This window comes from Sphingomonas crusticola, assembly GCF_003391115.1.
In the GTDB taxonomy this organism is placed as follows: domain Bacteria; phylum Pseudomonadota; class Alphaproteobacteria; order Sphingomonadales; family Sphingomonadaceae; genus Sphingomonas_I; species Sphingomonas_I crusticola.
The window spans coordinates 226,020-248,745 of record NZ_QTJP01000001.1; the positions used below are offsets into that span (position 1 = coordinate 226,020).

Consider the following 22,726-nt stretch of genomic DNA (forward strand, 5'->3'; position numbering starts at 1 on the left):
AGGCTGATCTGGCTAGCGATCGCAAGCTGCGGCCCGACCGAGGAGAAAGGCTTTCTCCGCCCGGTTGCGGGTGAGCGCGGCGGCCGCCTTGAATTCCGAACGCGCTTCGGCGAGTCGGCCGGCGCGGAACAGGAAGTCGCCCCGCGCCGCCGGCAGGGGCGCATAATGGCGCAGGGCCGGATCGTCGGCGATCGCGTCCACCAATTTCAGACCTGCGTCCGGCCCGAACGCCATGCTGTGCGCGATCGCGCGATTCAGGTCGACAATGGGTGAGGGCATGACCAGGCGCAGCCGGTCGTACAGCGCTGCGATGCGCGGCCAATCGGTATCGGCGGCGCGGCGCGCCCGGGCGTGACAGGCGGCCAGCGCGGCCTGCAACACATAGGGACCGCTCGCTTCCAACGCGGCACCGCCCAGCGCTTCGGCCCGGCTCAGCGCTTCCAGCCCCCGGGCGATCAGCAGATGGTCCCAGCGGGCACGGTCCTGCCCTTCAAGCGGTATGAAGCCGCCGTCCGTTCCGGTACGGGCGCTGAGGCGCGACGCTTGCAGCTCCATCAGCGCCAGCAGGCCGAGCACTTCCGCGGTCGCTGAAGCGTCGTCCGGCGCGTCCCTGGGCACTAGCGCCGCCAGCATGCGCCCGACCCGTATCGCCTCCTGCGCCAGCGCTGGCCGAACCAGATCGTCGCCCGCTGTGGCCGCATAGCCTTCGTTGAAAATGAGATAGATCACTTCCAGCACCGATGGCAGCCGCGCCGCCCGCTCCGCGCCCCGCGGCACTGCAAACGTCAACCCGGCCTTCGTGATCGCCTTCTTGGCGCGCACGATCCTCTGCGCGATCGTGGGCTCGCTCGACAGGAAGGCCCGAGCGATGTCTTCGGTAGTCAGGCCGCCCACCACCCGCAGTGTGAGCGCGGCCCGGGCGTCGCGCGGCAGTATCGGATGGCAGGCCGTGAAGATCAGGCCGAGCAGTTCGTCGCCTAGGTCATCGTCGATGGCGGCTTCGATAGCTTCCGCCCCTCCATCGGCCGCATCGTCCAGCGTGAGTGCGAGTTCCGAATGCTTGCGTGTGCGCATCTGGTCGTGCCGCAACGTGTCGATGGCACGCCGTTTGGCGACCGCCATCAGCCACGCGCCAGGATTAGCCGGAACCCCACTCCCGGGCCAATCGGACAGTGCGACGACCAGCGCCTCCTGCGCCAGCTCCTCGGCAAGATCGACGTTGCGCACCATACGGGCCAGGCCGCCGATGAGCCTGGCCCGTTCGATGCGGAAAACCGCCTCGATTGCCCGCCTTGTCTCCGCGCCCGTGTCGCTCGCCGCCATGCGGCTTTGTCGACGAGCGCCCTCGGCAAGACAAGCCGGCAGCAGCCGATAGCGTCAGTTGCCGGCGAGCTTTTCGCGCACGCTTTCATGGATCCGTTCGGCTTCCGGCGTCATCGCCTCACCGAAGTCGCTCAGCTCGTAGAAAGGGCGGATTTCGATTTCGCTGGGGCCGGGCATCGGGTTGGGACAGCGCTTCACCCAGGCGAGCGCCTCGTCCATGTCCTTAACTTCCCAAATCCAATAGCCGGCCACCAATTCGCGAGTTTCGGCAAATGGGCCGTCGATTACGGTCCGGTTCGGCCCATCGAAGGCGACGCGCTTGCCCGCCGATGAGGGTTTGAGCCCGTCGCCGCTCAACATCACACCGGCATCGGCCAGCTCCTCGTTGAACTTGCCCATCGCCTCGAGCATCTCGGCCATGTCTTCGGCCGGCGGCAATCCCCGTTCACTGTCTTCGGTTGCCTTTACGAACACCATCACACGCATCGTCTGCACTCCTCTACCTTACCGGCGATCCTGCGCCGGATATTGTGACGACGAGCGAGCTCTGCGCAAATCGACACCGTGATGAAATTTATTGGTGTCTCCTCCTCGTTCGCGCCAGCATGTCGTCCATCAACTTCAGATAAGATGCAGCGGCAGAGCTCTCGCCGTGCCGAGCAAATAACACATTGTCGATCGACAGGAGGTATGGGCGGCGCAGCAGATCCTGCAGCGCCCAGGCGATCGCCTCCGGGTCCGGCCGGACCGTAACCGCCCGCGCGGCGTGAGGCAGTATGTCGTTCAGCGCGGCGGAAAAAGGCGTCACGATCGCGGGAGTGCCGCACACCAAAGCTTCGACCAGCGACGCCGGATAGCCTTCGTAATGCGAAGTCATCAGGAAGCAGGATGCCCGCCGCAGCCAGGGCGTGATATCGCGGACATGCCCTGGCAGCAGCACGCATTGATGCAGGCCCAGTCGCTCGATCATGCGCTCGAGCCGCGCTCGCTCGCTGCCTTCTCCCAGGATGACAAGCCGCGCGCTCGTCCAGCGGGACAGATGCGCCATCGCCTCGATTGCCAGGGCGAAATTCTTTTGCGGCTCAAGCCGGCCCGCCGCGACGATCAGATCGGGCTCGCGTTCGATCATGGCCGGTTGGTGGATGTCGGCGAAGATCGGCTCCCATTGCGCCGACACGCGCTCCTCACCCACCAACGCCACCGCTTCGGCACGCAATGCCGGGCTCATCGCGATCAGGATATCGATCCGTGCGGTCAACGCCTTTAGAGTCAGCCGTCGAAGCCATCCGCCCGGCCCCCGGCGATCCGTTCGTACCAACGGGTTGCTGATTTTGCAGCAGGTCGCAGTGCGCCCTCTATCGCGCAGCGAGAAGGCGGCGAGCACCAGAAAATGGAAATTGCCGGGGGCGAATATGACGTCGGGAGCGAAGCGTTTGGCCGCCCGCGCCAGCGCGAAGCCGAGGCGGACGCGCGACACCGCGCTCCTCGGTAACGTCCGACTTGCCGGTTCGACCGCAACCTCGTCTTCAACCATGGCGCGGACCGGCCCGGTTTCGTTGCCGCAGAAGATGCGCACCGTCCGTCCGGTTTTTGCCCATTGATTGGCCAGCCGGATCGCGACTCGTTCAGTACCGCCACCCGCAAAGTCGTGAAGCACGATCAATATGCGCGCAGCAGGCGGCACCGGCTGCGCGACTGCCAGTTCACTCCTTGCCTCCGCGAACCGGTCGCGCATTTGCCCCTCGAACATCCGGCAAAGACGGCGCCACTGTTGCAAAGCCGCATCGCTTCGCGCCAAGATTGTGACGACGCCTTCGGCTATCCTGCGGTTTCCGGTCCCGGGCGGCGTCTTCCTCGGTCATGCGACAAGCCGACCGACCACCGCCGAACATTGTTGCTTTGCCGAGCAACGGCTATGAACGCCTCGCTAAGCAGCGCATGGGGCTCGACATGGTCGCTAGCGGACTCAGCGCGGTGCTACTCGCCAACCGTGGCCCGTTACTGCGCTTCCTGCGGGCACGCGGCGCAGGGGACGATGCCGAGGACGTGATGCAGGACCTGTGGCTCAAGGTTGAACGGCTGGAAGCGGAAGGCCCGATCGCCGATCCACGCGCTTATCTGTTCCGCATGGCCGACAACCTCATGCATGATCGCGTGCGCGCGGCGATGCGTCGCACCAGTCGTGAACATGCATGGGGTGAAACCGGCTACGATATCAGCGGGCTGGACGACGCACCTTCGGCCGAGCGGGCGCTCGCGGCCCGCCAGCGGTTGCGGAGGGTCGAACTCGCACTGGCGACGCTGGGCGAACGGTCGCAGGCGATCTTCCGACGCTTCCGTATCGATGGCGTTTCGCAAAGCAGGATCGCTCAGGAAGAAGGGATCAGCCTCAGCGCCGTCGAGAAACACCTCCAGCGCGCCTATCGTATCGTCGCCACTCTGGTCGACGAGGATGATGAGGCCATCACCTCCCTGGCAGGCGGGCGCCATGAGTGACGCTCGTATTCGCGACGAGGCCGCCTTGTGGATGGCGCGCGCGCGCGATCCCCGCTTCGACGATTGGGACAGTCTGACGGATTGGCTCGAGACAGATCCCGCCCACAACCTCGCCTATGAAGCGGCATTTGCGGCGCACGACCTGACGGCAGAAGCCGATCTGCCCGTGGCGGCGGCGGTGGGGCAGCCACCCGTCCGCGCGCACCACATTGCCTGGTGGGCGGGAGGAGGCGTTGGCATTGCTGCGGCTGCCGCTGCGGTCTTCGCGCTGGTCATGCCGCGCACGGGCCCGGCTTTGATGGTGGCGGAAACCAGGGCCGGCGAGCAGCGCATGATCGCCCTGGCCGACGGGACGCGGATCGCGCTCAACGGCGGCTCGCGGCTCGTGCTCGACGGCAGGGATAGCCGCACCGCCAAGTTGGAGCGGGGCGAGGCGATGTTCAGCGTCGTTCATGACGAGAACAGGCCTTTTACCGTCGACGCGGGCGGCGGGCGGCTGGTCGACCTCGGTACGCGCTTCGACGTCCGCCGCAATAATCAGACGACCGAAATCGCGGTGGCGCAGGGTATGGTATTGTACGATCCCGAAGGTGCCGCCGTCCGGCTTGGGGCGGGCCGCATGTTGCGCAAGAGCGACAGCAGCAACCTGGTCGAAGTGTCCGATGTCGCGCCCGGATCGGTCGGCACGTGGCGGACCGGTCGCCTCGTCTATCGCGGTGCGACGCTGGAGCGCGTGGCCGAGGACCTGCGCCGGCTTACGGGCGAACAGATGGAGGTTGCCCCGGATCTGGCGGGACGTGCCTTCACCGGCGTGATTGTCGTACCCACCCGCGATCGCCGCCGGTTTCTCGATCGGCTCGGGTTGGTGCTGGACGTCGACATCGCCAGCGGGCCCAAAGGATATTATCTGAAGGCGCGTGCGGGGCGCTGAAAATCTGGCGATGATGGTGCTGACGCTGGTGGGGACCGCTGCCGTGGCGTCCGCTCCGGCGCGTGTCGCGGTCGACTTGCCCGCGGGCACCCTCGGCAATGCCCTCATCAAGCTGGCCGAGCAAACCGGCGCGACGATCGGCTCCACCGATCCGGCCGTGGCGCGTTTGCGCGTGCATTCCCTTCGCGGAAGGATGGGGGTCGCAACCGCCTTGCGCCGTCTGCTGCGCGGGCAACCCGCCCGTGCCGACCGAATTGACGACGCGACCTGGCGTATCATCCTGGCTCCTGCTCCGCCCGGGCGGCTCCGGATTCCGCTCAGCCCCCCGCCGGCCATGATCGTGGCCGAGGATGAGATCGTCATAACCGCGAGCAAGACCGGCACGCGGCTGTCACGCTATGCGGGTACGGCGTCCCTGGTGTCGGGCGCGGATCTCAATCTCGCGCAGCAGGGGCGGGGATCCGAAGCGCTGATCGAGCGGCTGCCCTCGCTCAACTCGACCCATCTGGGGTCGGGCCGCAACAAATTGTTCATTCGCGGCATCGCCGATTCGAGTTTCAACGGGCCGTCGCAGGCGCTGGTCGGTCAATATTTGGGCGATGTGCGGCTGAGCTATAATGCGCCCGATCCCGATATCAGCCTCTACGACGTGGAAGCGGTTGAGGTTATCGAAGGTCCGCAAGGCGCGCTCTATGGGGCGGGTTCGCTCGCCGGTGTTTTGCGCATCATTCCCCGACCGGTAGTGATGGGATCGGCCCAGGGCAGCCTTGGTGTCGGCGGGTCCGTGACCGCACATGGGGCCGTCGGCTATGATGTGGTGGCCATGCTCAACCTGCCGCTCAGTGCTCATGTCGGCGGCCGCATCGTCGCATTCAGCGCGTCCGAAGGTGGCTATATCGACGATCAAGGCCGCAAGATCGCCAACGTCAACCGCACGCACAAGGGCGGCGGCCGCGCTGCTTTACGCGTCGACATAGGCGATTGGCGCGTGGACCTGGGTGCGGTGGTGCAGAATATCTCCACCCGGGACGGCCAATATGCCGACACCGGCCTCCCGCAACTGACGCGTTCCAGCCGTATCGCGCAGCCGTTCGACAATGATTATCTGCTCGGCAGCGTCAGCGTTTCGCGTGATTGGGGCGCAATGTCTCTCGTCTCGACCAGCGCGGTCGTCGGGCAGGACACCGATTCCCGTTATGATTTCACCGCACCGGGGGCGCTATCTCCCCGCATTTTCGATCAGCATAACCGCATCGACTTGTTCACGAACGAGACACGTCTGTCGCGACGCGATGCCGAGGGGCGCGGTTGGGTGATCGGCGCGAGTATCATCCAGGATGATGAACGGCTTACCCGGGCTTTAGGCGACCCGGCCTCGCCGCGCCGAATCCTCGGCGTCGATAATAGCGTCACCGAGGGCGCCATATTCGGTGAGGCAGGATTCGGATTGGCGGCTGGGGTGATCGCTACGGTCGGCGGACGGTTCGAATATGATCACCTGAGAGGCCGCGCGCTCGACCGCCGCGCAGACGTTGGCGACCCCAGACGTAACGAAAAGACCTTCGTGCCATCCTTGTCCCTGTCGTGGCGGCCGTCACCATCGCTATTGCTCTATGGCCGCTATCAGGAAGGCTTTCGTCCCGGCGGCTTGTCGGTAACGCCCGGTTCTGGCCCGCCCGTGATCCAACGTTACCATAGCGACAATCTCTCATCGGCGGAGTTTGGCGTGAAGTGGAGGCCGGCGGGCGCCCGCCGCTTCGACACGACCTTTACGTTGAGCCATGGCCATTGGAGCAATATCCAGGCGGACCTCGTCGATATGGCGGGCCTCCCCTTCACGCAGAATATCGGGTCTGGGCGGATTCACGGCGCCGAGATTTCGTTCGGGTGGCGGCCGTTCACGGGTGTGGCGGTCAGCGCCGCAGCGTTCGCTAACGATAGCCGGCTCAGCAACCCGGTCGCAGCCCTTTCTTCCGAGCGCAGATACGAGCTGCCCAATATCGCGCATTTCGGCGCGTCCGGGCGCGTCGTTTTCAGCCAGGCGCTGGCAGGCGACTGGCGGGTCGAGAGCGATGCCCATGCTTACTATGTCGGGCATAGCCGGCTCGGCGTCGGTTCCGAGCTCGACCTGCTCCAAGGCAATTACTTCCTGACTGGCGCATCCTTGCGCCTGAGCAATGGCCGCTGGGGCTTATCCTTGGATGGCGACAACCTCCTCAACAGCCGCGGCACGATGTTCGCGCTCGGCAACCCGTTCGACGTCGCCGCCGGGCGGCAGAGCGTGCCGCCACGCCCGCGCACGATCCGGATCGGCGTCGATGTTCATTTCTAGTCCCGTCTTGGACTGATGCCGCGCCGCTGCGACATATGGCGCGTTGGCGTCGTGCGCGCACCGATCGAGGCGATCGCGGCACGAGGAGGTGTCGACCCGGCCGCCATTACTTGGCTTGCCGAGGAAGGGCCATTCCGGTTTCTTGCCGATCCGTTCGGCCTCTGGCGCGACGATCGGCTCTATCTGTTCGCAGAGGCTTATGACTATCGCACCCGTCACGGCGTGATCGAGGTGATCACGCTCGATGCCAATATGCAGGCGATCGGGCGCGAGACGGCGCTGAAGGCGCCGTGGCACCTGTCCTATCCCTATGTTTTCGAGGCCGAAGGCGCGACCTGGATGCTGCCCGAAGCGCATAAATCCGGTGGGCTGACGCTATATCGCGCTGCCGACTTCCCCCATCGCTGGGAAGCCGCGGCGCGCATCGCACTGGATGTCGTGCCGATCGATGCGACGCCGGTGTTTCATGACGGACGCTGGTGGCTATTCTATAGCGGCGGCCCGGATCGAGCATCGCGCATGGGCGCGCTCCATTGCGCTTGGGCGGATCGGCTCGAACGGCCCTGGCACCCACATCCGCGAAATCCCATCCGCTGCGACATTGCCGGCGCGCGGCCGGGCGGCACGCCATTCGTGACCGAAAATATGCTGGCTTTGCCGGTGCAGGATTGCAGCCACACTTATGGCGGCGCCATCCGTATCCTGCGCTTTCCGAGGCTAACCCCTGAACGGGTTGAAACCATAGCGGGACCGCCCCTGCCGCCGCCGGCCGGCACTGACTATCGTGACGGCTTTCACACCCTGTCCGGCTGCGGGCCGGTCACGCTGATCGACGTCAAGCGGGTCGACCGTTCCGGACGGGGCTGGTTGATCGATCTGCAGCGCGCATTCGCCGCCTCCGTACTTCCCGGACGCGATCCGAAACCTTGATTCCCGCCCCGGCGAACGCCGCACCACCGAACAGGTCCAGCACGCGCATGCGCCCCGCATTTCCCATTACCGCCAATTGGTCGGGCGCACGGAGCATCTGCGCGAGCGACTTGGCCAGTGTCTCGGGATCTGCCGGCGGCACGGTGTGACCGGTGATGCCGTTGACAATAGTGTAGGGCAGTTCGCCCACGGCGGAGGCCAGCACCGGTAGCCCGGCCTGCATCGCTTCATGCGCGGCGATGCACAATCCCTCGGATCGCGACGGCTGCACATAGAGGTGCAGGTCCGCGAGAAAGGCATGCGGCTCCACGAAGCCCGCGAAGCCGAGATTCGGCAGACGGGCCTGCGCAGCTTGAGCCGCCAGCCGCGCATACTGATCGCCCTCGCCGGCGATGCGGACCTCGATCGGGGCGGGAGGCTCGAAACCTCCATCGCGCAGCCGCGCCAGTGCGGCGATGAGCACATCATAGCCTTTGACCGGGTGAAGCCTGCCAAGCGAGCCGATGCGGATCGGTTGACCGGGGCGCCAGGGAACAGCGCGCGGCGCATTCTCATCGGCGGCGAACAGTGGCCATACGGCGATCCGGTCGAGTGCAACGCCCAGCCGGCGGTGCGTCAGTTCGGCGACGTTGTTGGAGTCCGCCAGCCACAGCAAGGATCTTCCCTGCCGTGCCTTGAGCAGCCAGCGATTGGCCGGTTTGAGATAAGCCGCATGCTGCCAGCTCACCACGTCGATGCCATGCATCTGCCCGACGATCTGACCGATCAGCGTGGCGCGGGTGAGGGAAGTCCAGATCACGTCCGGTTGAATGTGCAGGATCTGCTGATCGAGCCATCGCAAGGCGGCGAGATGGTCGCGTTGCCCGCCTTCGCGCACGGCAACCTTCAGACCTGCCTCAAGGATTGCGGGCAGACCGCGCAGGTCTCGTGGCGTCAGCGCCAGTATCTCTACGCGATGCCCCTGCGCTTGGAGCAGCCGCACCACCGCCGGCACCGGCGCCGACGCGCCGCCGCCTTCCAGGGAGTTGATGACATAAGCGATCTGCATCAGGCAGCTACCGGACGACCCGCCGGTATTCGCGTCTGGTGCAAAACCATCGCCAACAGCAGGAGCGAAGCGCCGACGCCTTGCAGGATCGAATGCCAGCCCGCGCCCGCCAGCCCGAATACAGTCATCATCAGCGGCAGCAGCGGCAGGAGCCCCAGATTGACGAGAAGGTTGGCGGCGACCGACAACGAGGGGCGGCCGAGTGCGGTGAGGGCCGCGCTGGCCGGAGGCGCGACCAGCCACGCCGCGCGGCCGATGGCGAGCAGCAGGATCAACCCGGCCGCATCGGCGAAAGACGGCCCGCCCAGCACGACTGCGACCAGCCGCTCCGCGAAGGCAAGGAGCAGCACCACTGGCGCCGCGATTGCCAGCGCCACGCCGGCACATCGCAGCAGGGCCGCTCGAAGTGCCGCACCACTGCCGTGGTTCGCGACGAGCCGCGCAAGTTCGGCATAAGCGGCCTGGCCAATCATTTGCGCGGGTTGCTGGATCACGACGGCCGCGCGCTGCGCGACCGCGTAGAGGCCGGCGGCGGCGGGTCCCAGCGTCCAGCCGACGAACAGAGGCGGGATCCGGGAGGCGAGCTCGGTCAGTGTGACGTCGGCGTTGGCCGCCAGCATGAAACGCCACAGACCGGGATTTTCCCGCAGCGCGCCGCGGGCATTTCCCAGCAATCGCGGGTTACGCATGGTCCGTCGCATCGCGACGATGCCAAGCAACCACATCGCCGCCCATTCGGCGAGCGCGGCGACGAGCCATGCGACCAGAAAACCCTTCAAGCCCCAGCCGGCCCATATGACCAGCAAGGCGCCAATCAGCCGGACGCTGGGCGCGACGATGTTATGCAGTCCCAGCCAGTCGAAGCGGCCGAGCAGTTGCAAATAGCCGGCCGGCGTTGCCCGGATCGTGGCGAGGACGGCGAAGCTGTAGGGCAGCGCGAAGGCGATCGCGGTCGGCGACCATCCTAGCCGGGGGCCGATGACGGGTGCCAACGTCGCCGCGACCGCCACCGACGCAATGCCGCCAATTCCCTCGACGATTGCGACGAAGCGCAGCAGCCGCATAAGGCGGGGATGATCGTCCTCCGCAAGGGCCTGCGCGCCGTAGCGGACGATCGCGTGCCAGCCGGGAAATTCGACGATCCCGCCGACCGTCATAGCGAAGGCGTGGACCAGCACCAGGACGCCGTAATCGCTCGGGCCAAGCGCGCGCGTCGCGACCAGCATGTAACCGAGCCCCAACACTGCCGAGGCGGCCTTGCCTCCCAGCAACTGCAGAAGATTGCCGTAAATGCGTCCCACGAGCCCGTGCCCGGGAGTGTCAGGCATGGGCGAACAAGCGCTCATCCGCGCCCGCGGGTTTCGCCAGCTCCTGGCCCATCTCCCGCGCAATGACCTCGGCGGCCCTGATGGAAGAGGGGGTGTCCGTCAGATCGAAACTCGCGTCGAACAAGGCGCGTTGCGCGCTGGCGAAGCGCGCGTTCGGATCGCGCCGCGCCAGTTCGAATGCCTGGCCCAATTGGCGGGGCTGGCTGATGACCGGTCCGGCCTGCCAATGCAAGTAATTGGGGTCGTTCGCCCATCTCGTATCGTGCGCGTCGAGGAAAACGCACGGACGCGGCGTGAGCAGGAATTCGTAGACCTGGCTCGAGACGTCCCCCAAATAAATATCGGCGCGATTGGTATAGGTCATGGTGCTGGAGGCGCGGCTGCCCAGATCGATATGGATATTGGGTGCGCGCAGGTAACGGTCCTCGATCCGCCCTGGCCGGTCGATCCGCAATTTATCGATCGTAAGTGCAAACGACCGTTCGAACAGCATCACGTGCGGAGCGAAGATCAACTGATATTCGTCATGCTCGACGAACCAGTCGAGCACCTGCCGCCCCATCCTGTACCAGGACGAAAGGTGCGGCGAGACGTGCGGGTTGTAGAGCACCACCGGTCGCCCGTCGTCGAGCAGAGCATGCGTGCGGGTGGCGGCATGCAGATCGAATTTGGGATAGCCGACGATGCTGATCCTGTCGGGATCGACGCCCGCATCGGCGATCAACCGCCGCTTGATCTTGTCACCCGAAACGAGAATGTGATCGAAGCGCGCGCTCGCCGGATTAAAGCCGATTGCTCGGTCGCCCGCGCCATGGCGCGTGTGGACGATCTTGAGATGGTCCAGACCGTAACGCGTCTTCAGGATCAGAGACGTCTTTTCGGCCACGACCAGCATATCGATCGAGCGAAAGAAATCGAGATTGTCGCCGTAAAGCAGGATTTTGGCCGCTGGCGCGAACGGCTCGGTCAGCGCCGCCGCCCATTGCGACCGGCGGCGTGTGAGCCCCAGGGGATGGATTGTGACACTGCGCCCGATCCGGCTGCCGGCGAGGCGGGTTACCTCGGCCTGGATGCGGGGATTGGTCGTAGCGAGGATGACCTCAATGCCGGGCGCCCAATCCGCCAGCGCCAGGGCGATCGGGAGGCTATGCGCAACCTGATGCACCTGATCGTGGTTGAAGAGAAAACATGCCCTCACATCCCGCAGACGCCGCCGTGCCGAGAATCCCGCACCGCGCCGATCCCGCACCGGAAAAATATCATCCGGCGAGCCGCGGTAATCGTGCGGACGGTGAGGGGTTCAGGTTGCAAGCAGGCGCGGCAAGCTAGATGCTCTCGCATCGGGCGATTTGGCCCGCGTGGAGTTTCGATCCGGTGATGGGCATTGGCGAGTTACGATGGCGGCGGCGCCTGCCGGTTCGGGTGGGGGGGCTTCTCATGGTGTCGCTTCAGGTCGGGCCATGCCTCGCGCAGGCCGTGCCATTGCCGACAATACCGTCGACGATAACGAGACCCCCGCTCCCGATCCCGGCGTTGACCCAGGCACAGATCGGCGAAATTCGGGCCGTGCTCGGTCAGGCCAGCGGCCACGGGCTGGCCGATCGGGACGAGACGCAAACGCGCGAGGTGGCGCCATCCGGAGACGATCCTCTCGTTACCGCCATCCTGGATTATGCTCGCGCGGTGCACGCGGGCCAGCTTAGCGCGGGCGATTTCCTGCGTGAGTGGGGCTTGCGGCCCGCGCCTTATGATCCGCGACCGTCATTCGCCGATGCCGTCGCCCGCAACCAGATCCGCGCGTGGGCGGCTGCGCTGCCGCCGCCTTACGCGGGCTATGACGGCCTTCGGCGCGGTCTGGCGGCCTATCGCCGTATTGAGGCTGACGGCGGCTGGGCGCGCCTGGCGCCCGGTCCCGATATCGGCCCGGGCGTGCAGGGGGCGCGGGTGCTGGCCTTGCGCACGCGGCTTGCGGTCGAGGACAAGCTACTTCCCGCGGGCGGATCGGCGTTCGACGCCGATCTCCTCGATGCGGTTCGCCGGGCGCAGCGCCGCTATGGGCTGGAGCCGACCGGAATCGTCTCGACGCAAACCCTGGCCGCGCTCAACGTGCCGGTGGCCGCCCGCGTGCGCCAGATCGTGGCGAATATGGAGCGGTGGCGCTGGCTGCCGCAGGACCTCGCCCGCAATCGCATCCAGGTAAATATCGCCGCCGCGGTCCTGACGCTGTTCGACGGCGATGCACCCGTCACCTCGATGCGGGCGGTGACGGGGCGGCCGGGCGACGAGACGCCGATGCTGCAATCGACGATCACCAGCATCGTCCTCAACCCGCCCTGGAACGTGCCGACGTCGATCGCCACCAAGGAATTACTGCCCAAGGAGCAGGCGCATCCCGGCTATCTGAAGCGCAATGGCTTCAAGGTCATCGCGCTAGCGGATGGCGGCACCAGACTGCAGCAGCAAGCCGGGACGAAGAGCGCACTTGGCCGCTACAAGTTCGATTTCGACAATCCCTATTCGGTCTATCTCCACGACACGCCGACCCAGGCGACCTTCTCGCGCTACAGCCGGCTTGCGAGCCACGGCTGCGTCCGCCTCGAGAGACCGGGCGAGCTTGCCGTGCTGTTGCTGAAGGATGCGCCGGACTGGTCGTCGGACGCGATTGCGGCGGCCGTGGCCAAGGGCGACACCGTGCGCGCACGGTTGCAGACCCCGGTGGCAGTGTATCTCCTCTATTGGACCGCCTTTGCGGGCGCTAATGGTCAGATCAGCTTCCGCGGCGATCCTTATGGCTGGGATGGCATGCTGATGGACAAGATCGACGGCCGCGGGCGCAAGGAGTTCGTGGCCGATGTGTTGAAGGGAGTGCGCTGACGATGGACAGGACGCAGAGGGCGATCGCGCGCGGGTTACTCCTGGCGGCGCTGCTGGGGGTGAGTGGTTGTTCCGATCGCAAGCCGCCCGAGCAACAGCCAAGCGTGGAGCAAGAGCCCGCCGCCCCGCCGCCCGCCGTGCCCGAGGCGGTTCCCGATCCAGTCCCGCAGGCCAACCTCGCCGGCGAGGAGACGCCGCAGAAGCCGCCGCCGGCCGAGCCACCGTCGAAGGAGGCGCAGATGCAGGATGACGCGGAGGCGAGCGGCATGACGTCGCGCCTCCCGGACAATGCCGCGGATGCGCATTAACCAGCGATGCTGACCGCGGCGTTCGCGCCTGTGCCATCGGGCAGCGGCGTCGGCACGCGGCTTCAATGGGTGTGGGGTGGCGCGCCCGGCAGGATTCGAACCTGCGACCACAGGCTTAGAAGGCATGTGCTCTATCCAGCTGAGCTACGGGCGCCCGCTCGGGTCGTTAGCGCGGTTTGCACCGGCGCGGAACCACGATAGTCTTGCAGAATGAACGGGGCAGGGGACGGACGGCCGCTCGCGGTCGAGGCGGGGGCGCTCGGCGGGCGTGCCTTCCGTTATTTCGATTTCGTGATGGCGGCGTTCGTCACCATCCTGTTGCTGTCCAACATCATCGGCGCGGGTAAGCGTTCGGTGATCGACCTGCCGTTGATCGGGCCTTGGCCGTTCGGCGCAGGCATCCTTTTCTTTCCCATCTCCTACGTCATCGGCGACGTGCTGACCGAGGTCTATGGCTATGGCCGGGCACGCCGTTGCGTCTGGGCCGGCTTCGCCGCCTTGCTGTTCATGGTCGTGATGAGCATCGTCGTGGTCGCGCTGCCGCCGGATGCCGGCTGGACCGGGCAGGCGGCCTACGAGGCCGTGTTCGGCCAGGCCTGGCGGATCGCGCTCGCCTCGCTCTGCGCCTTCTGGGCGGGCGAGTTCGCCAACAGCTTCGTGCTCGCCAAGATGAAGATCATGACGCGCGGCCGTTGGCTGTGGACCCGCACGATCGGCTCGACCATCGTCGGAGAGGGCGTCGACAGCCTGATCTTCTACCCGCTCGCCTTCCTTGGCGCCGTCGGCTGGACCGCGCATCAGGTATTGATCGTGTTGCTCACCCAATGGGCGCTCAAGGTGGCGTGGGAGGTGATCCTGACGCCCGCCACCTACGTCGTGGTGGGCTTCCTCAAGCGCCGCGAAGGCGTGGATATATTCGACGAGAATACGGACTTCTCGCCTTTCCGCACGCGCGTCTGACCGGCTCGCGCCACAATTACGAACGCCTGTCAGCTCGCCCGACCAACTAATTGGAAATCAACATTTAATCGCTAAAACGCCCGATCGATCTTCCAGCCCGTTGGCGCGTCAAAATAAAAAAAACACCAGAAACGAACTTGATGGCATCGGCCCGCGCATAGCGTGCCGGACGGCACAGATAGCGAACAATTCCCTAAAAGTAAAGGGCCGCGGCCCGGCCTCACGCGACGGCTTCCAGCAGCCCCTCGAACAGACGCCGCCCGTCGCTGCCGCCATGCTCCGGGCCGATCATCCGCTCCGGATGGGGCATCATACCGAGCACATTGCCCGCGCCATTGACGATGCCTGCGATGCCGCGCGCCGAACCATTCACCTGTTCCGCATAGCGGAAGGCGACGCGGCCTTCGCCTTCCAGCCGGTCGAGCGTCTCGGCGTCGGCGGTATAATTGCCGTCATGGTGCGCGACGGGAATCGTGATCGCCTCGCCGGCATCATAGCGATTGGTGAAGATCGACTGACTGTTCTCGACGGTCAGCGCCACTGGCCGGCAGACGAACGACAGACCGGCATTGCGCATCAGCGCGCCAGGCAGCAGGCCGGCCTCGGTCAATATCTGGAAGCCGTTGCACACGCCCAGGATCGGCACTCCGCGCTCGGCCGCCCGAACGACCGCGTTCATTACCGGCGAGCGCGCCGCCATCGCGCCGGAGCGAAGATAGTCGCCATAGGAGAAGCCACCCGGCACGGCGACGAGATCCACGCCGTCCGGCAGCTCCGTCTCGCGGTGCCACAGCATCGTCGGGGCACGCCCGGTGACCTCCTCGATCGCCACCGCCAGATCCCGGTCGCAATTGGAGCCCGGGAATACGATCACCGCCGACTTCATGACTTGTCTCCCGTACGACCCATCCGCTCATCCTGAAGAGAGGCTGAGCTTGTCGAAGCCTCGTCTCGAAGGATCCCTCGATACACCACTTCGCCAGGCTCAGTGGCTACTCAGGCTGAGCGGGGAGGTGATCATCCCCGTTCGATCCGGTAATTCTCGATCACCGTATTGGCCAGCAGCTTGCGGCACATCGCATCGAGATCGGCGTCGCTGACGCCCTCGCCATGCTCCAGCTCGATATATTTGCCCTGCCGCACGTCCTCGACGCCGGAGAAGCCGAGGCCCTCCAGCGCGTGGTGGATGGCTTTGCCCTGGGGATCGAGAACGCCACTCTTGAGCGTCACGTAAATGCGCGTCTTCATGGCTCAACGCCCCTCCACGACGGCACGCGCCTGGTCAAGCCGGTCGGCATAGTTTTCCAGAACTTTTGCCGTTCGCCCCGCATAAAGATTGGCATCGGCGAACCGCCGGTCCTCGATCGCCTCGCGCACTCCCGGTAGCGTCTTGGCACCGTAGCCGGTCAGGCGGCCGGGTGCGTAGACCAAATGCTTGTACCATGGCCGACCGGGAAGGCCGCGATCGTCCAACAGCAACTGATCGATATCGCGCAACAATCCATTGAGCCGGGCGCGGCGGGCTGGATCGAGCGTCGCGTTCTTGTCAGCATAGGCCGTATAGTAAGCGTGCGCCGCCTTCTTGAGATGGTCGACTGCGTCCGCCAGCGCTGCCAGTTCGATATGTGGCGTCGCCGCCTCAGCTATTGGCGCGCCGACCGGCTTGAGCGGATCCGCGGCAAGGCGGAAGGCGTCATCTTTGCCCAGTGCCTCGACCTTGCGATCCCGCTCGCGCCGCTGGTCGGCCAGCTTGCCGAGCTCGTCGAGATAGACCCCGACCGTGTCGGCGAAATCGCCGAAGCGCATCGTCGGCGTATCGGCATCGGCAATGCGCAGCACCACCCGGCCCGCCACCTTCGACAAGGCCGCGCCATATTTGAGGCCCGGATCGTCGAACGTCGTGAAATGGTGGAAGCTGTCATAGAGCGAATGGTAGACGCCGCCGCTCTGACCCTCTCCGCCGAAGCCGAGATCGAGCACCGGCAGCCCGAGATGCTGCAGATAGGCGGAGAAGTCCGAGCCCGACCCCAGCGCATCGATCGGCAGGTCGCCGCCGCTCTCGGCTGCGGCCAATAGCCGCGCGTCGGTCTTGTCGCCTTCGTAGGCGCCCACCCGGATCGCGGCGCGGGCGCGCGCGGCGACGGTGGCGCCCGTCTCCGGATCGGTCACGTCCGCCATCACCTGATTGATGAGGTGCTGAAAGTCGTGGCTGCCGCCCGCATTGAGGAAGCCGCGGCCGTTGCCGTCGGAATTGATATAGATGACCGCCTTGCGCTTCAGCTCGTCGGCATGCTGCTCGGCCCATTCGGTCGAGCCCAGCAGCGCGGGTTCCTCGCCGTCCCAGCTGGCATAGACGATCGTCCGCGCCGGCCGCCAACCCTGCTTGAGCAGGCCGCCAATTGCCTTCATCTCCGACATCATCGCGACATTGCCGGACAGGGGATCGGCGGCCCCCATCACCCAGCCGTCATGATGATTGCCGCGCATCACCCATTGGTCGGGCAGGGTCGCACCCTTGATGGTAGCGATCACGTTATAAACGGGCTTCAACGACCAATCGGACTTCACCGCGAGGCGCACTTTGGTGCCGCCGTCACCGCCCGTGTGATAGGCGAACGGAAGGCCGCCCTGCCAGCCATTGGGAACGCTGGGTCCGCCCAGCCGCGCCAGCAATTTGGACGCATCCGCATAGGACATCGGCAAGGCCGGGATTTTCAAGATTGTCGGTGCCTCGGCGCGCGTTAGCCGCTTGGCACCGGCGGTGGCACCGATGCCGGGCGTAAGCGGGTCGCCCGGTGCGATCGGCATATCCATCACCGAGCCGCGCTGCACCGCGAACGGGGGCCGCATCCCACCCTTCGGGTATACGTCGTCCTGGCCGTAACCGTCCTGCGCCGGGTCCGAATAGATGATGCAGCCGGCGGCGCCATGCCATTGCGCGAGCAGCGGCTTCAGTCCGCGCCAGCCGACGCCGTAGCGGGCGATCACGATCTTGCCCTTCACGTCGATACCGCGCCGCGCCAGCGCCTTGTAATCATCGGGCATGCCGAAATTTACATAGACGAGGTCGGCGGTGACGTCGCCGTCGCCCTGATAGGCCACGTAAGGCGGCAGGGCGCCGGCCACGCCGGACGTGTCGTCGCCGGCGACGGGGGGTTCTTGTCCCCCGAGCACGATATGCTCCGGTGCGATAAGCTCGACCGCGGTCGAGATCGGCGTCGGGTAGAGCACCTGGAACGTCTCGATATGCGCGTCCCAGCCCCACGACTTGAACAGGCCCAGCATATAATCGGCATTGGCCTTATTGTGCGGGGCGCCGACATGATTGGGTGCCGCCGCCATCGTCTTGAGCCATTCGAGCTGATCGGCCGAACTGACCCCGCTATCGAACGCGGCCTCAACCCCGCTCTGGTCAAGCGGCTTGGCACCCGCCCCGATAGCCAAGCCCAGGGCGGCGACGCCCGCCAGCATCCTGCTCGAAATCCGCATCATATTCCCCTTGGTCGAAGGGCGAGGAGTGCGTCAGCCGGGAGCGGCTTGCAACTGGTTAAGAAGGATCGCACCGATGTTCGACGATGGGGTGACGCTGGCGTTTCGGCCCGCTACACGGCTGGCGGATCATCGCCTAAGGAAGCCTCGACCCGCATGCCGACGCTCGTCCTCATTCGCCACGGCCAATCGGCCTGGAACCTCGAAAACCGCTTCACCGGCTGGTGGGACGTCAACCTGACCGAGCTCGGCATCGAAGAGGCGCGCGCCGCGGGTGAACTGATGGCCGCCAAAGGCCTCGACTTCGACCTCTGCTTCACCAGCCTGCAGACCCGCGCAATCAAGACGCTGAACCTGGCGCTTGAGGCGATGGGTCGGCTGTGGTTGCCGGTCGAGAAGGACTGGCGCCTCAACGAACGCCATTATGGCGGTCTGACCGGGCTCAACAAGGCGGAGACCGCCGCATTGCACGGCGACGATCAGGTCAAGATCTGGCGCCGTTCGTTCGATATTCCGCCGCCGGCGCAGGAAAAAGGCAGTGAATATGATCTGTCTTCCGATCGCCGTTACGCCGGCATCGACATTCCCAGCACCGAAAGCCTCAAGGACACGATCGCACGTGTCCTCCCTTATTGGGAAAGCCGGATCGTGCCCGAGCTCAAGGCAGGCAAGCGCATCGTCATCTCCGCGCATGGCAATTCGCTGCGGGCGCTGGTCAAGCATTTGTCGCATATTTCCGACGATGAGATCGCCAGTCTCGAAATCCCGACCGGACAGCCGATCGTCTATGAGCTCGACGACCAGCTGACGGCGCTCGACCGCTATTATCTGAGCGAGCGCTGAGCATGGTGCAGCCCCTCGTCGGCATCATCATGGGCAGCCGCTCCGACTGGGCGACGATGCGCCATGCCGCCGAAGTGCTGGACGCCCTGGGCGTCGAGCATGAGAGCAAGGTCGTCTCGGCCCACCGCACGCCGCAGCGCCTCTACGATTATGCCCGAGGCGCGGCCGGCAAGGGCCTCAAGGTCCTGATCGCCGGGGCAGGGGGTGCGGCGCACCTGCCGGGAATGGCGGCATCGATGACGGCGCTGCCGGTGCTGGGCGTGCCGGTGCGTTCGGAAGCCCTGTCCGGCCTCGATAGCCTGCTGTCGATCGTGCAGATGCCCGGTGGCGTGCCGGTCGGGACGCTGGCGATCGGCAAGCCCGGCGCGATCAACGCCGGGCTGTTCGCCGCGCAGATACTCGCGCTGGCGGATCCGGCGCTGGCGGCGCGTGTCGCCGCATGGCGCGCGAGCCAGACCGAGGCGGTGGACGAAGCGCCCGAATGACCGTCCCGCCAGGCTCGACGATCGGCATATTGGGCGGCGGCCAGCTCGGCCGGATGCTGGCGATCGCGGCCGCCAATCTCGGCTACCGGACGCACGTTTACGCGCCGGGAATGAGCGGGCCGGCAAGCGAAGTATCGTCGCGCTGGACGCATGGCGCTTACGACGACGCCGCCTGCGTCGCGGCATTCGCCACGCAGGTCGACGTCGTCACCTACGAATTCGAGAATGTCGATGTCGCCGCGCTCTCGGGACTGCCCGGCGTGCGGCCGTCGGTGAAAGCGCTGGAAGTGGCGCAAGATCGTGTCGCGGAGAAAAGCTTCGTCGAGGCGGTCGGAGGGCGCCCGGCGCCATTCTGGCCTGTCGGCAGCCTGGGCGACCTCAAGAGCGCGGTCAAAGAACTCGCCGCTCCGGCGATCCTCAAGACACGGCGCTTCGGCTATGACGGCAAGGGCCAGGCGCGCATACCGGACATCAGTCGGGCAGAAGGCGCCTGGGGCCTGATCGGCAAGCAGCCGGCGGTGCTGGAGAAGATGATCGGCTTCGACGCGGAATTCTCGATCCTGCTGGCGCGGGGGCAGGATGGCTCGATCGTGCATTGGGATGCGGTCACCAATCGGCATAAGGACGGCATTCTCGATACGTCGACCGTGCCGCCCGCCGGCATCGTCGCCGAACAGGCAAGCGAGGCGGCGGCGCTGGCCGAGCGCATCGCCAACGCGTTGGGCTATATCGGCGTACTCGCCTGCGAATTTTTCGCCAGTCCGGAAGGGCCGGTCTTCAACGAGATGGCGCCGCGCGTTCACAACTCAGGACATTGGACGATCGAGGGATCGGTAACGTCACAGTTTGAAAACCACATCCGCGCGATCTGCGGTTTGCCGTTGGGTTCGACCGCACTGACCGGCAATGGGGCGGAGATGCGCAATCTGATCGGACATGCGATCGACGAATGGCCGCAGATCCTGACCGACCCGACCGCGCATCTGCATCTTTACGGCAAGACCGGTACCAAGCCCGGCCGCAAGATGGGCCACGTCACCAGGGTCAGTTGACGATTGGCAATTCGATAAAGCTCTCGTCGGGCCCGGCCACGGTGACCTTCTGCGTCGCCGCCACATAATCCGCCGGCTTGGCGAAAAAGATGTTGGGTACGAACGTCTGCGGGTTCCGGTCGTAGAGCGGAAACCAGCTCGACTGGATCTGCACCATGATGCGATGGCCGGGCAGGAATATGTGATTGGCGGGCGGTAGCGCGAAATTGTAGCCGAGCGGGACGTTGGCGGCGACCGGCCTGGCCTGGTCCAGCCCTTCTCGATACCGGCCACGGAAGATATCCATGCCGACCGCGAACTGATAGCCGCCCATCGCCCGATCGATCGGCACCTGATCGGGATAGACATCGATCAATTTGACCACCCAGTCGCTATCGGTGCCGCTGGTCGAGGCATTGAGATGCACTACCGGCTGGCCCGCGATCGTCACCGGAGTGGTAAGGACGTCGGAGGTGAAGGTCAGCACGTCCGGCCGCGAAGCCGCGTGGCGCTGATCGGTCGTCAGCCACGCCACCCAATGGTCGTCCGCATAGCCGACCGGCTGGATTGGGCGCGGTACGAACGTGACGGGGTGGGCAGGGTCCGACACATAATCGGCGGTGGCGGCGGCGCCGGTCGCGGGCTCGAAGCCTGCGCGCATCCCGGGCTTGAGATAGAGTTTGGCGGTCGCGGGCGCCGCCGGCCAGGATTGCAGGCGCTGCCATTGGTTGGTGCCGGACTGGAACGCCGTCACCGGCGCCACGTCCATTGGCGTGCCTTTCAGATAATGCGCCAGAAGGGCGCCAATATGTTCCAGCGCCACCATTTGGCGGCGTCCTGATCCCATTTGATGTTGCCCGTATGGTTTCCGTCACCGATCTCCTGCCCATGATACCAGGGGCCGAGCGACAGGAAGACCATGTCGTTGGCCGTATCCTTGGGCTTGAGCATCTTGTAGACCGCAGTGGCGCCGTAAATATCCTCCTGGTCCCACAGCGAATGGACCAGCATCACCGGCACCTTGAGCGGCTGGCCGGCGACGATCCGGTCCATCGCCTGGCTCTGCCAGAATTGATCATAGGCCGGATGCTCGGTCAGCTTCTTCCAGAAGCCGACCTGGTCCATATTGTGAATGCGCCCCAGCTCCCCGGCCGATCCCGCACGCATGAATTCGTCGTAGATGTCGGCGCTGTTCCACCAGAATTTGCTGCTATTGTCGCGGGTCGCGACCTGCTCCCAAATATAGTCGATATTCATCTGGCGGAAGGCGCCGTTGTGGAACCAGTCGTCGCCGCGCCAGCCGTCCACCATTGGGTTCATCGGAACCGAAACCTTGAGCGCCGGGTGCGGATTGATCAGCGCCATCAGCGGCTCGAACCCGTCATAGGAAATGCCGAGCGTGCCGACCTTGCCATTGGATTCGGGCAGATGCTTCACCAGCCAGTCGATCGTATCCCAGGTGTCGGTGGCCTCGTCGATCCTGGTCGGGTTGAGCCCGCCGCCCGCCAGCGGCCGGTTCATGACATAGGTGCCGCCCGAGTGATATTTGCCGCGGACATCCTCGATCACGCGGATATAGCCACCGGCGACGATGACGTCGGCGGCATTGTCATAGCCGTCGAGCGTTGCGAGCAGCCGGCCGCTGGTGACGTTGCTGGTCAGCGCCTCGGCATCATAAGGCGTGCGGGTCAGCAGAATGGGTGCGTCGTGCGCGCCCTTGGGAATGAGAATGACGGCATGGAGTTTGACGCCGTCGCGCATCGGAATGTCGACCGCACGCCGCTCATGATCCCAGCTTTCGGTCGCTGGAATGATATTGGCGGGCGTCTCATTGTAGGGCGGGGGCGGGGCGGCGCTCGCGACGGCCGCCATAGAAGCGATAACTACCAAAAACACCGCGCGGATCATGCGATTCCCCCAGTCGACGCGCTGTTATCGACCGGGGGAGAAAGCCTGTCTAGGCGACGCGGGCGCCGGTAATCGGGAAGCTGCCGAAGATGCCCGCCTTGACCTTCCCATCGAGCGTATCGCCCGTAATCGTCGCCTTGCAGGAGAGCGTCACCGGCATCGGTTTGGAGACGTGCATCGTCCAGGACAATGTGTCGCCGTCCACCAGGCCGTCGTCGATCTCCTTGCGACCAATCTCGCCTTCGGCCGACCCGGAGAAGCTGTCGCCGGCGCTGACTACCGTCAGCAGGAATTCCTGGGCGCCCATCGGGCTTTCAACCGTGCAGTTCCACTTGCCGTCAACTTCGGCCATGCCAATCTCCTGATACGCGACGCGATACACGCGGCGGCTTTTGCGGGTGACGGGAAAAAGATCAAGCGGCGCCTTGTGTTGCTGAATT

Annotated in this window: 21 protein-coding genes, 1 tRNA gene and 1 pseudogene; 10 read left to right on the forward strand and 13 right to left on the reverse strand. The window is 65.4% G+C overall.

The features are described 5' to 3' along the window. Positions 1–12: 12 nt before the first annotated feature. The 3 genes and pseudogenes from DX905_RS01035 to DX905_RS01045 all read right to left on the reverse strand — a co-directional run bounded on the left by DX905_RS01035 (position 13) and on the right by DX905_RS01045 (position 3,058). Positions 13–1,323, reverse strand: coding sequence for an RNA polymerase sigma factor (locus tag DX905_RS01035; protein ID WP_116089678.1), 1,311 nt, complete (start codon positions 1,321–1,323; stop codon positions 13–15). A gap of 126 nt (positions 1,324–1,449) precedes the next feature. Further along, positions 1,450–1,809 (reverse strand): annotated as a pseudogene (locus tag DX905_RS01040) (YciI family protein); the annotation flags it as partial. 88 nt (positions 1,810–1,897) lie between these two features. Beyond that, a complete protein-coding gene (locus tag DX905_RS01045; RefSeq protein WP_162875403.1) occupies positions 1,898–3,058 on the reverse strand; it encodes a glycosyltransferase in 1,161 nt (386 codons plus the stop codon). Positions 3,059–3,273: 215 nt separating this feature from the next. Here DX905_RS01045 and DX905_RS01050 point away from each other — a divergent pair, with 215 nt between their 5' ends. From DX905_RS01050 to DX905_RS01065, 4 genes are read left to right on the forward strand one after another with little or no spacing between them, the layout of a single operon-like run. Further along, positions 3,274–3,819, forward strand: coding sequence for an RNA polymerase sigma factor (locus DX905_RS01050; RefSeq protein WP_116092227.1), 546 nt, complete (start codon positions 3,274–3,276; stop codon positions 3,817–3,819). Then, entirely contained in the window at positions 3,812–4,750 is a 939-nt protein-coding gene (locus DX905_RS01055) for a FecR family protein (RefSeq protein ID WP_162875404.1), read from the forward strand. The genes DX905_RS01050 and DX905_RS01055 overlap by 8 nt, the downstream gene beginning before the upstream one ends. Next, complete coding sequence (locus DX905_RS01060; RefSeq protein ID WP_116089682.1) at positions 4,737–7,082, forward strand: TonB-dependent receptor; 2,346 nt, start codon at positions 4,737–4,739, stop codon at positions 7,080–7,082. Before DX905_RS01055 ends, DX905_RS01060 begins: the two co-directional genes overlap by 14 nt. A gap of 51 nt (positions 7,083–7,133) precedes the next feature. Then, entirely contained in the window at positions 7,134–8,012 is an 879-nt protein-coding gene (locus DX905_RS01065) for a glucosamine inositolphosphorylceramide transferase family protein (protein WP_240320671.1), read from the forward strand. Here DX905_RS01065 and DX905_RS01070 read toward each other — a convergent pair. The 3 genes from DX905_RS01070 to DX905_RS01080 are packed head-to-tail and all read right to left on the reverse strand — an operon-like array spanning position 7,918 to position 11,586. Then, the gene (locus DX905_RS01070; RefSeq protein ID WP_116089683.1) at positions 7,918–9,060 is read right to left on the reverse strand and encodes a glycosyltransferase family 4 protein; all 1,143 of its coding nucleotides are present in this window, start codon (positions 9,058–9,060) and stop codon (positions 7,918–7,920) included. The two genes, DX905_RS01065 and DX905_RS01070, sit on opposite strands and share 95 nt — an antisense overlap. Then, positions 9,060–10,388 carry a lipopolysaccharide biosynthesis protein gene (locus DX905_RS01075; protein WP_116089684.1) on the reverse strand — a complete coding sequence of 443 codons (1,329 nt, stop codon included), beginning with the start codon at positions 10,386–10,388 and terminating at the stop codon, positions 9,060–9,062. Before DX905_RS01075 ends, DX905_RS01070 begins: the two co-directional genes overlap by 1 nt. Next, a complete protein-coding gene (locus DX905_RS01080) occupies positions 10,381–11,586 on the reverse strand; it encodes a hypothetical protein (RefSeq protein WP_116089685.1) in 1,206 nt (401 codons plus the stop codon). Before DX905_RS01080 ends, DX905_RS01075 begins: the two co-directional genes overlap by 8 nt. Before the next feature lie 335 nt (positions 11,587–11,921). Here DX905_RS01080 and DX905_RS01085 point away from each other — a divergent pair, with 335 nt between their 5' ends. Beyond that, the gene (locus DX905_RS01085; RefSeq protein ID WP_420822127.1) at positions 11,922–13,262 is read left to right on the forward strand and encodes a L,D-transpeptidase family protein; all 1,341 of its coding nucleotides are present in this window, start codon (positions 11,922–11,924) and stop codon (positions 13,260–13,262) included. A gap of 2 nt (positions 13,263–13,264) precedes the next feature. After that, positions 13,265–13,570 carry a hypothetical protein gene (locus tag DX905_RS01090; protein ID WP_116089687.1) on the forward strand — a complete coding sequence of 102 codons (306 nt, stop codon included), beginning with the start codon at positions 13,265–13,267 and terminating at the stop codon, positions 13,568–13,570. Between the two features lie 77 nt (positions 13,571–13,647). On the opposite strand, the gene DX905_RS01095 is transcribed toward DX905_RS01090, so the two are convergent. Next, a tRNA-Arg gene (locus DX905_RS01095) sits at positions 13,648–13,724 on the reverse strand. A gap of 56 nt (positions 13,725–13,780) precedes the next feature. On the opposite strand from DX905_RS01095, the gene DX905_RS01100 reads away from it, so the two are divergent. After that, positions 13,781–14,530 carry a queuosine precursor transporter gene (locus tag DX905_RS01100; RefSeq protein WP_116089688.1) on the forward strand — a complete coding sequence of 250 codons (750 nt, stop codon included), beginning with the start codon at positions 13,781–13,783 and terminating at the stop codon, positions 14,528–14,530. Between the two features lie 220 nt (positions 14,531–14,750). On the opposite strand, the gene purQ is transcribed toward DX905_RS01100, so the two are convergent. The 3 genes from purQ to DX905_RS01115 all read right to left on the reverse strand — a co-directional run bounded on the left by purQ (position 14,751) and on the right by DX905_RS01115 (position 18,019). Further along, positions 14,751–15,416: a phosphoribosylformylglycinamidine synthase subunit PurQ gene (gene purQ, locus DX905_RS01105; protein ID WP_116089689.1), complete on the reverse strand. Its 666-nt coding sequence runs from the start codon at positions 15,414–15,416 to the stop codon at positions 14,751–14,753. 131 nt (positions 15,417–15,547) lie between these two features. After that, on the reverse strand, positions 15,548–15,778 hold the full coding sequence (purS, locus tag DX905_RS01110; protein ID WP_116089690.1) for a phosphoribosylformylglycinamidine synthase subunit PurS: 231 nt from the start codon (positions 15,776–15,778) through the stop codon (positions 15,548–15,550). Positions 15,779–15,781: 3 nt separating this feature from the next. After that, positions 15,782–18,019, reverse strand: coding sequence for a transferrin receptor-like dimerization domain-containing protein (locus DX905_RS01115; protein WP_240320672.1), 2,238 nt, complete (start codon positions 18,017–18,019; stop codon positions 15,782–15,784). 156 nt (positions 18,020–18,175) lie between these two features. Here DX905_RS01115 and gpmA point away from each other — a divergent pair, with 156 nt between their 5' ends. The 3 genes from gpmA to DX905_RS01130 are packed head-to-tail and all read left to right on the forward strand — an operon-like array spanning position 18,176 to position 20,399. Continuing rightward, a complete protein-coding gene (gpmA, locus tag DX905_RS01120; RefSeq protein WP_116089692.1) occupies positions 18,176–18,862 on the forward strand; it encodes a 2,3-diphosphoglycerate-dependent phosphoglycerate mutase in 687 nt (228 codons plus the stop codon). A 2-nt stretch (positions 18,863–18,864) separates the two neighbouring features. Beyond that, positions 18,865–19,347: a 5-(carboxyamino)imidazole ribonucleotide mutase gene (purE, locus tag DX905_RS01125; RefSeq protein ID WP_116089693.1), complete on the forward strand. Its 483-nt coding sequence runs from the start codon at positions 18,865–18,867 to the stop codon at positions 19,345–19,347. Further along, positions 19,344–20,399 carry a 5-(carboxyamino)imidazole ribonucleotide synthase gene (locus DX905_RS01130; RefSeq protein WP_116089694.1) on the forward strand — a complete coding sequence of 352 codons (1,056 nt, stop codon included), beginning with the start codon at positions 19,344–19,346 and terminating at the stop codon, positions 20,397–20,399. Before purE ends, DX905_RS01130 begins: the two co-directional genes overlap by 4 nt. Here the strand turns inward: DX905_RS01130 and DX905_RS16345 are convergent. Genes DX905_RS16345 through DX905_RS01140 form a run of 3 tightly spaced genes read right to left on the reverse strand, consistent with a single transcriptional unit; the run spans position 20,392 to position 22,638 of the window. Beyond that, positions 20,392–21,204 carry a CocE/NonD family hydrolase gene (locus DX905_RS16345; protein WP_275896053.1) on the reverse strand — a complete coding sequence of 271 codons (813 nt, stop codon included), beginning with the start codon at positions 21,202–21,204 and terminating at the stop codon, positions 20,392–20,394. The two genes, DX905_RS01130 and DX905_RS16345, sit on opposite strands and share 8 nt — an antisense overlap. After that, the gene (locus DX905_RS16350; RefSeq protein ID WP_275896054.1) at positions 21,159–22,286 is read right to left on the reverse strand and encodes a CocE/NonD family hydrolase; all 1,128 of its coding nucleotides are present in this window, start codon (positions 22,284–22,286) and stop codon (positions 21,159–21,161) included. Before DX905_RS16350 ends, DX905_RS16345 begins: the two co-directional genes overlap by 46 nt. Positions 22,287–22,335: 49 nt before the next feature. Beyond that, the gene (locus tag DX905_RS01140; protein WP_116092229.1) at positions 22,336–22,638 is read right to left on the reverse strand and encodes a hypothetical protein; all 303 of its coding nucleotides are present in this window, start codon (positions 22,636–22,638) and stop codon (positions 22,336–22,338) included. Between the last annotated feature and the right edge of the window lie 88 nt (positions 22,639–22,726).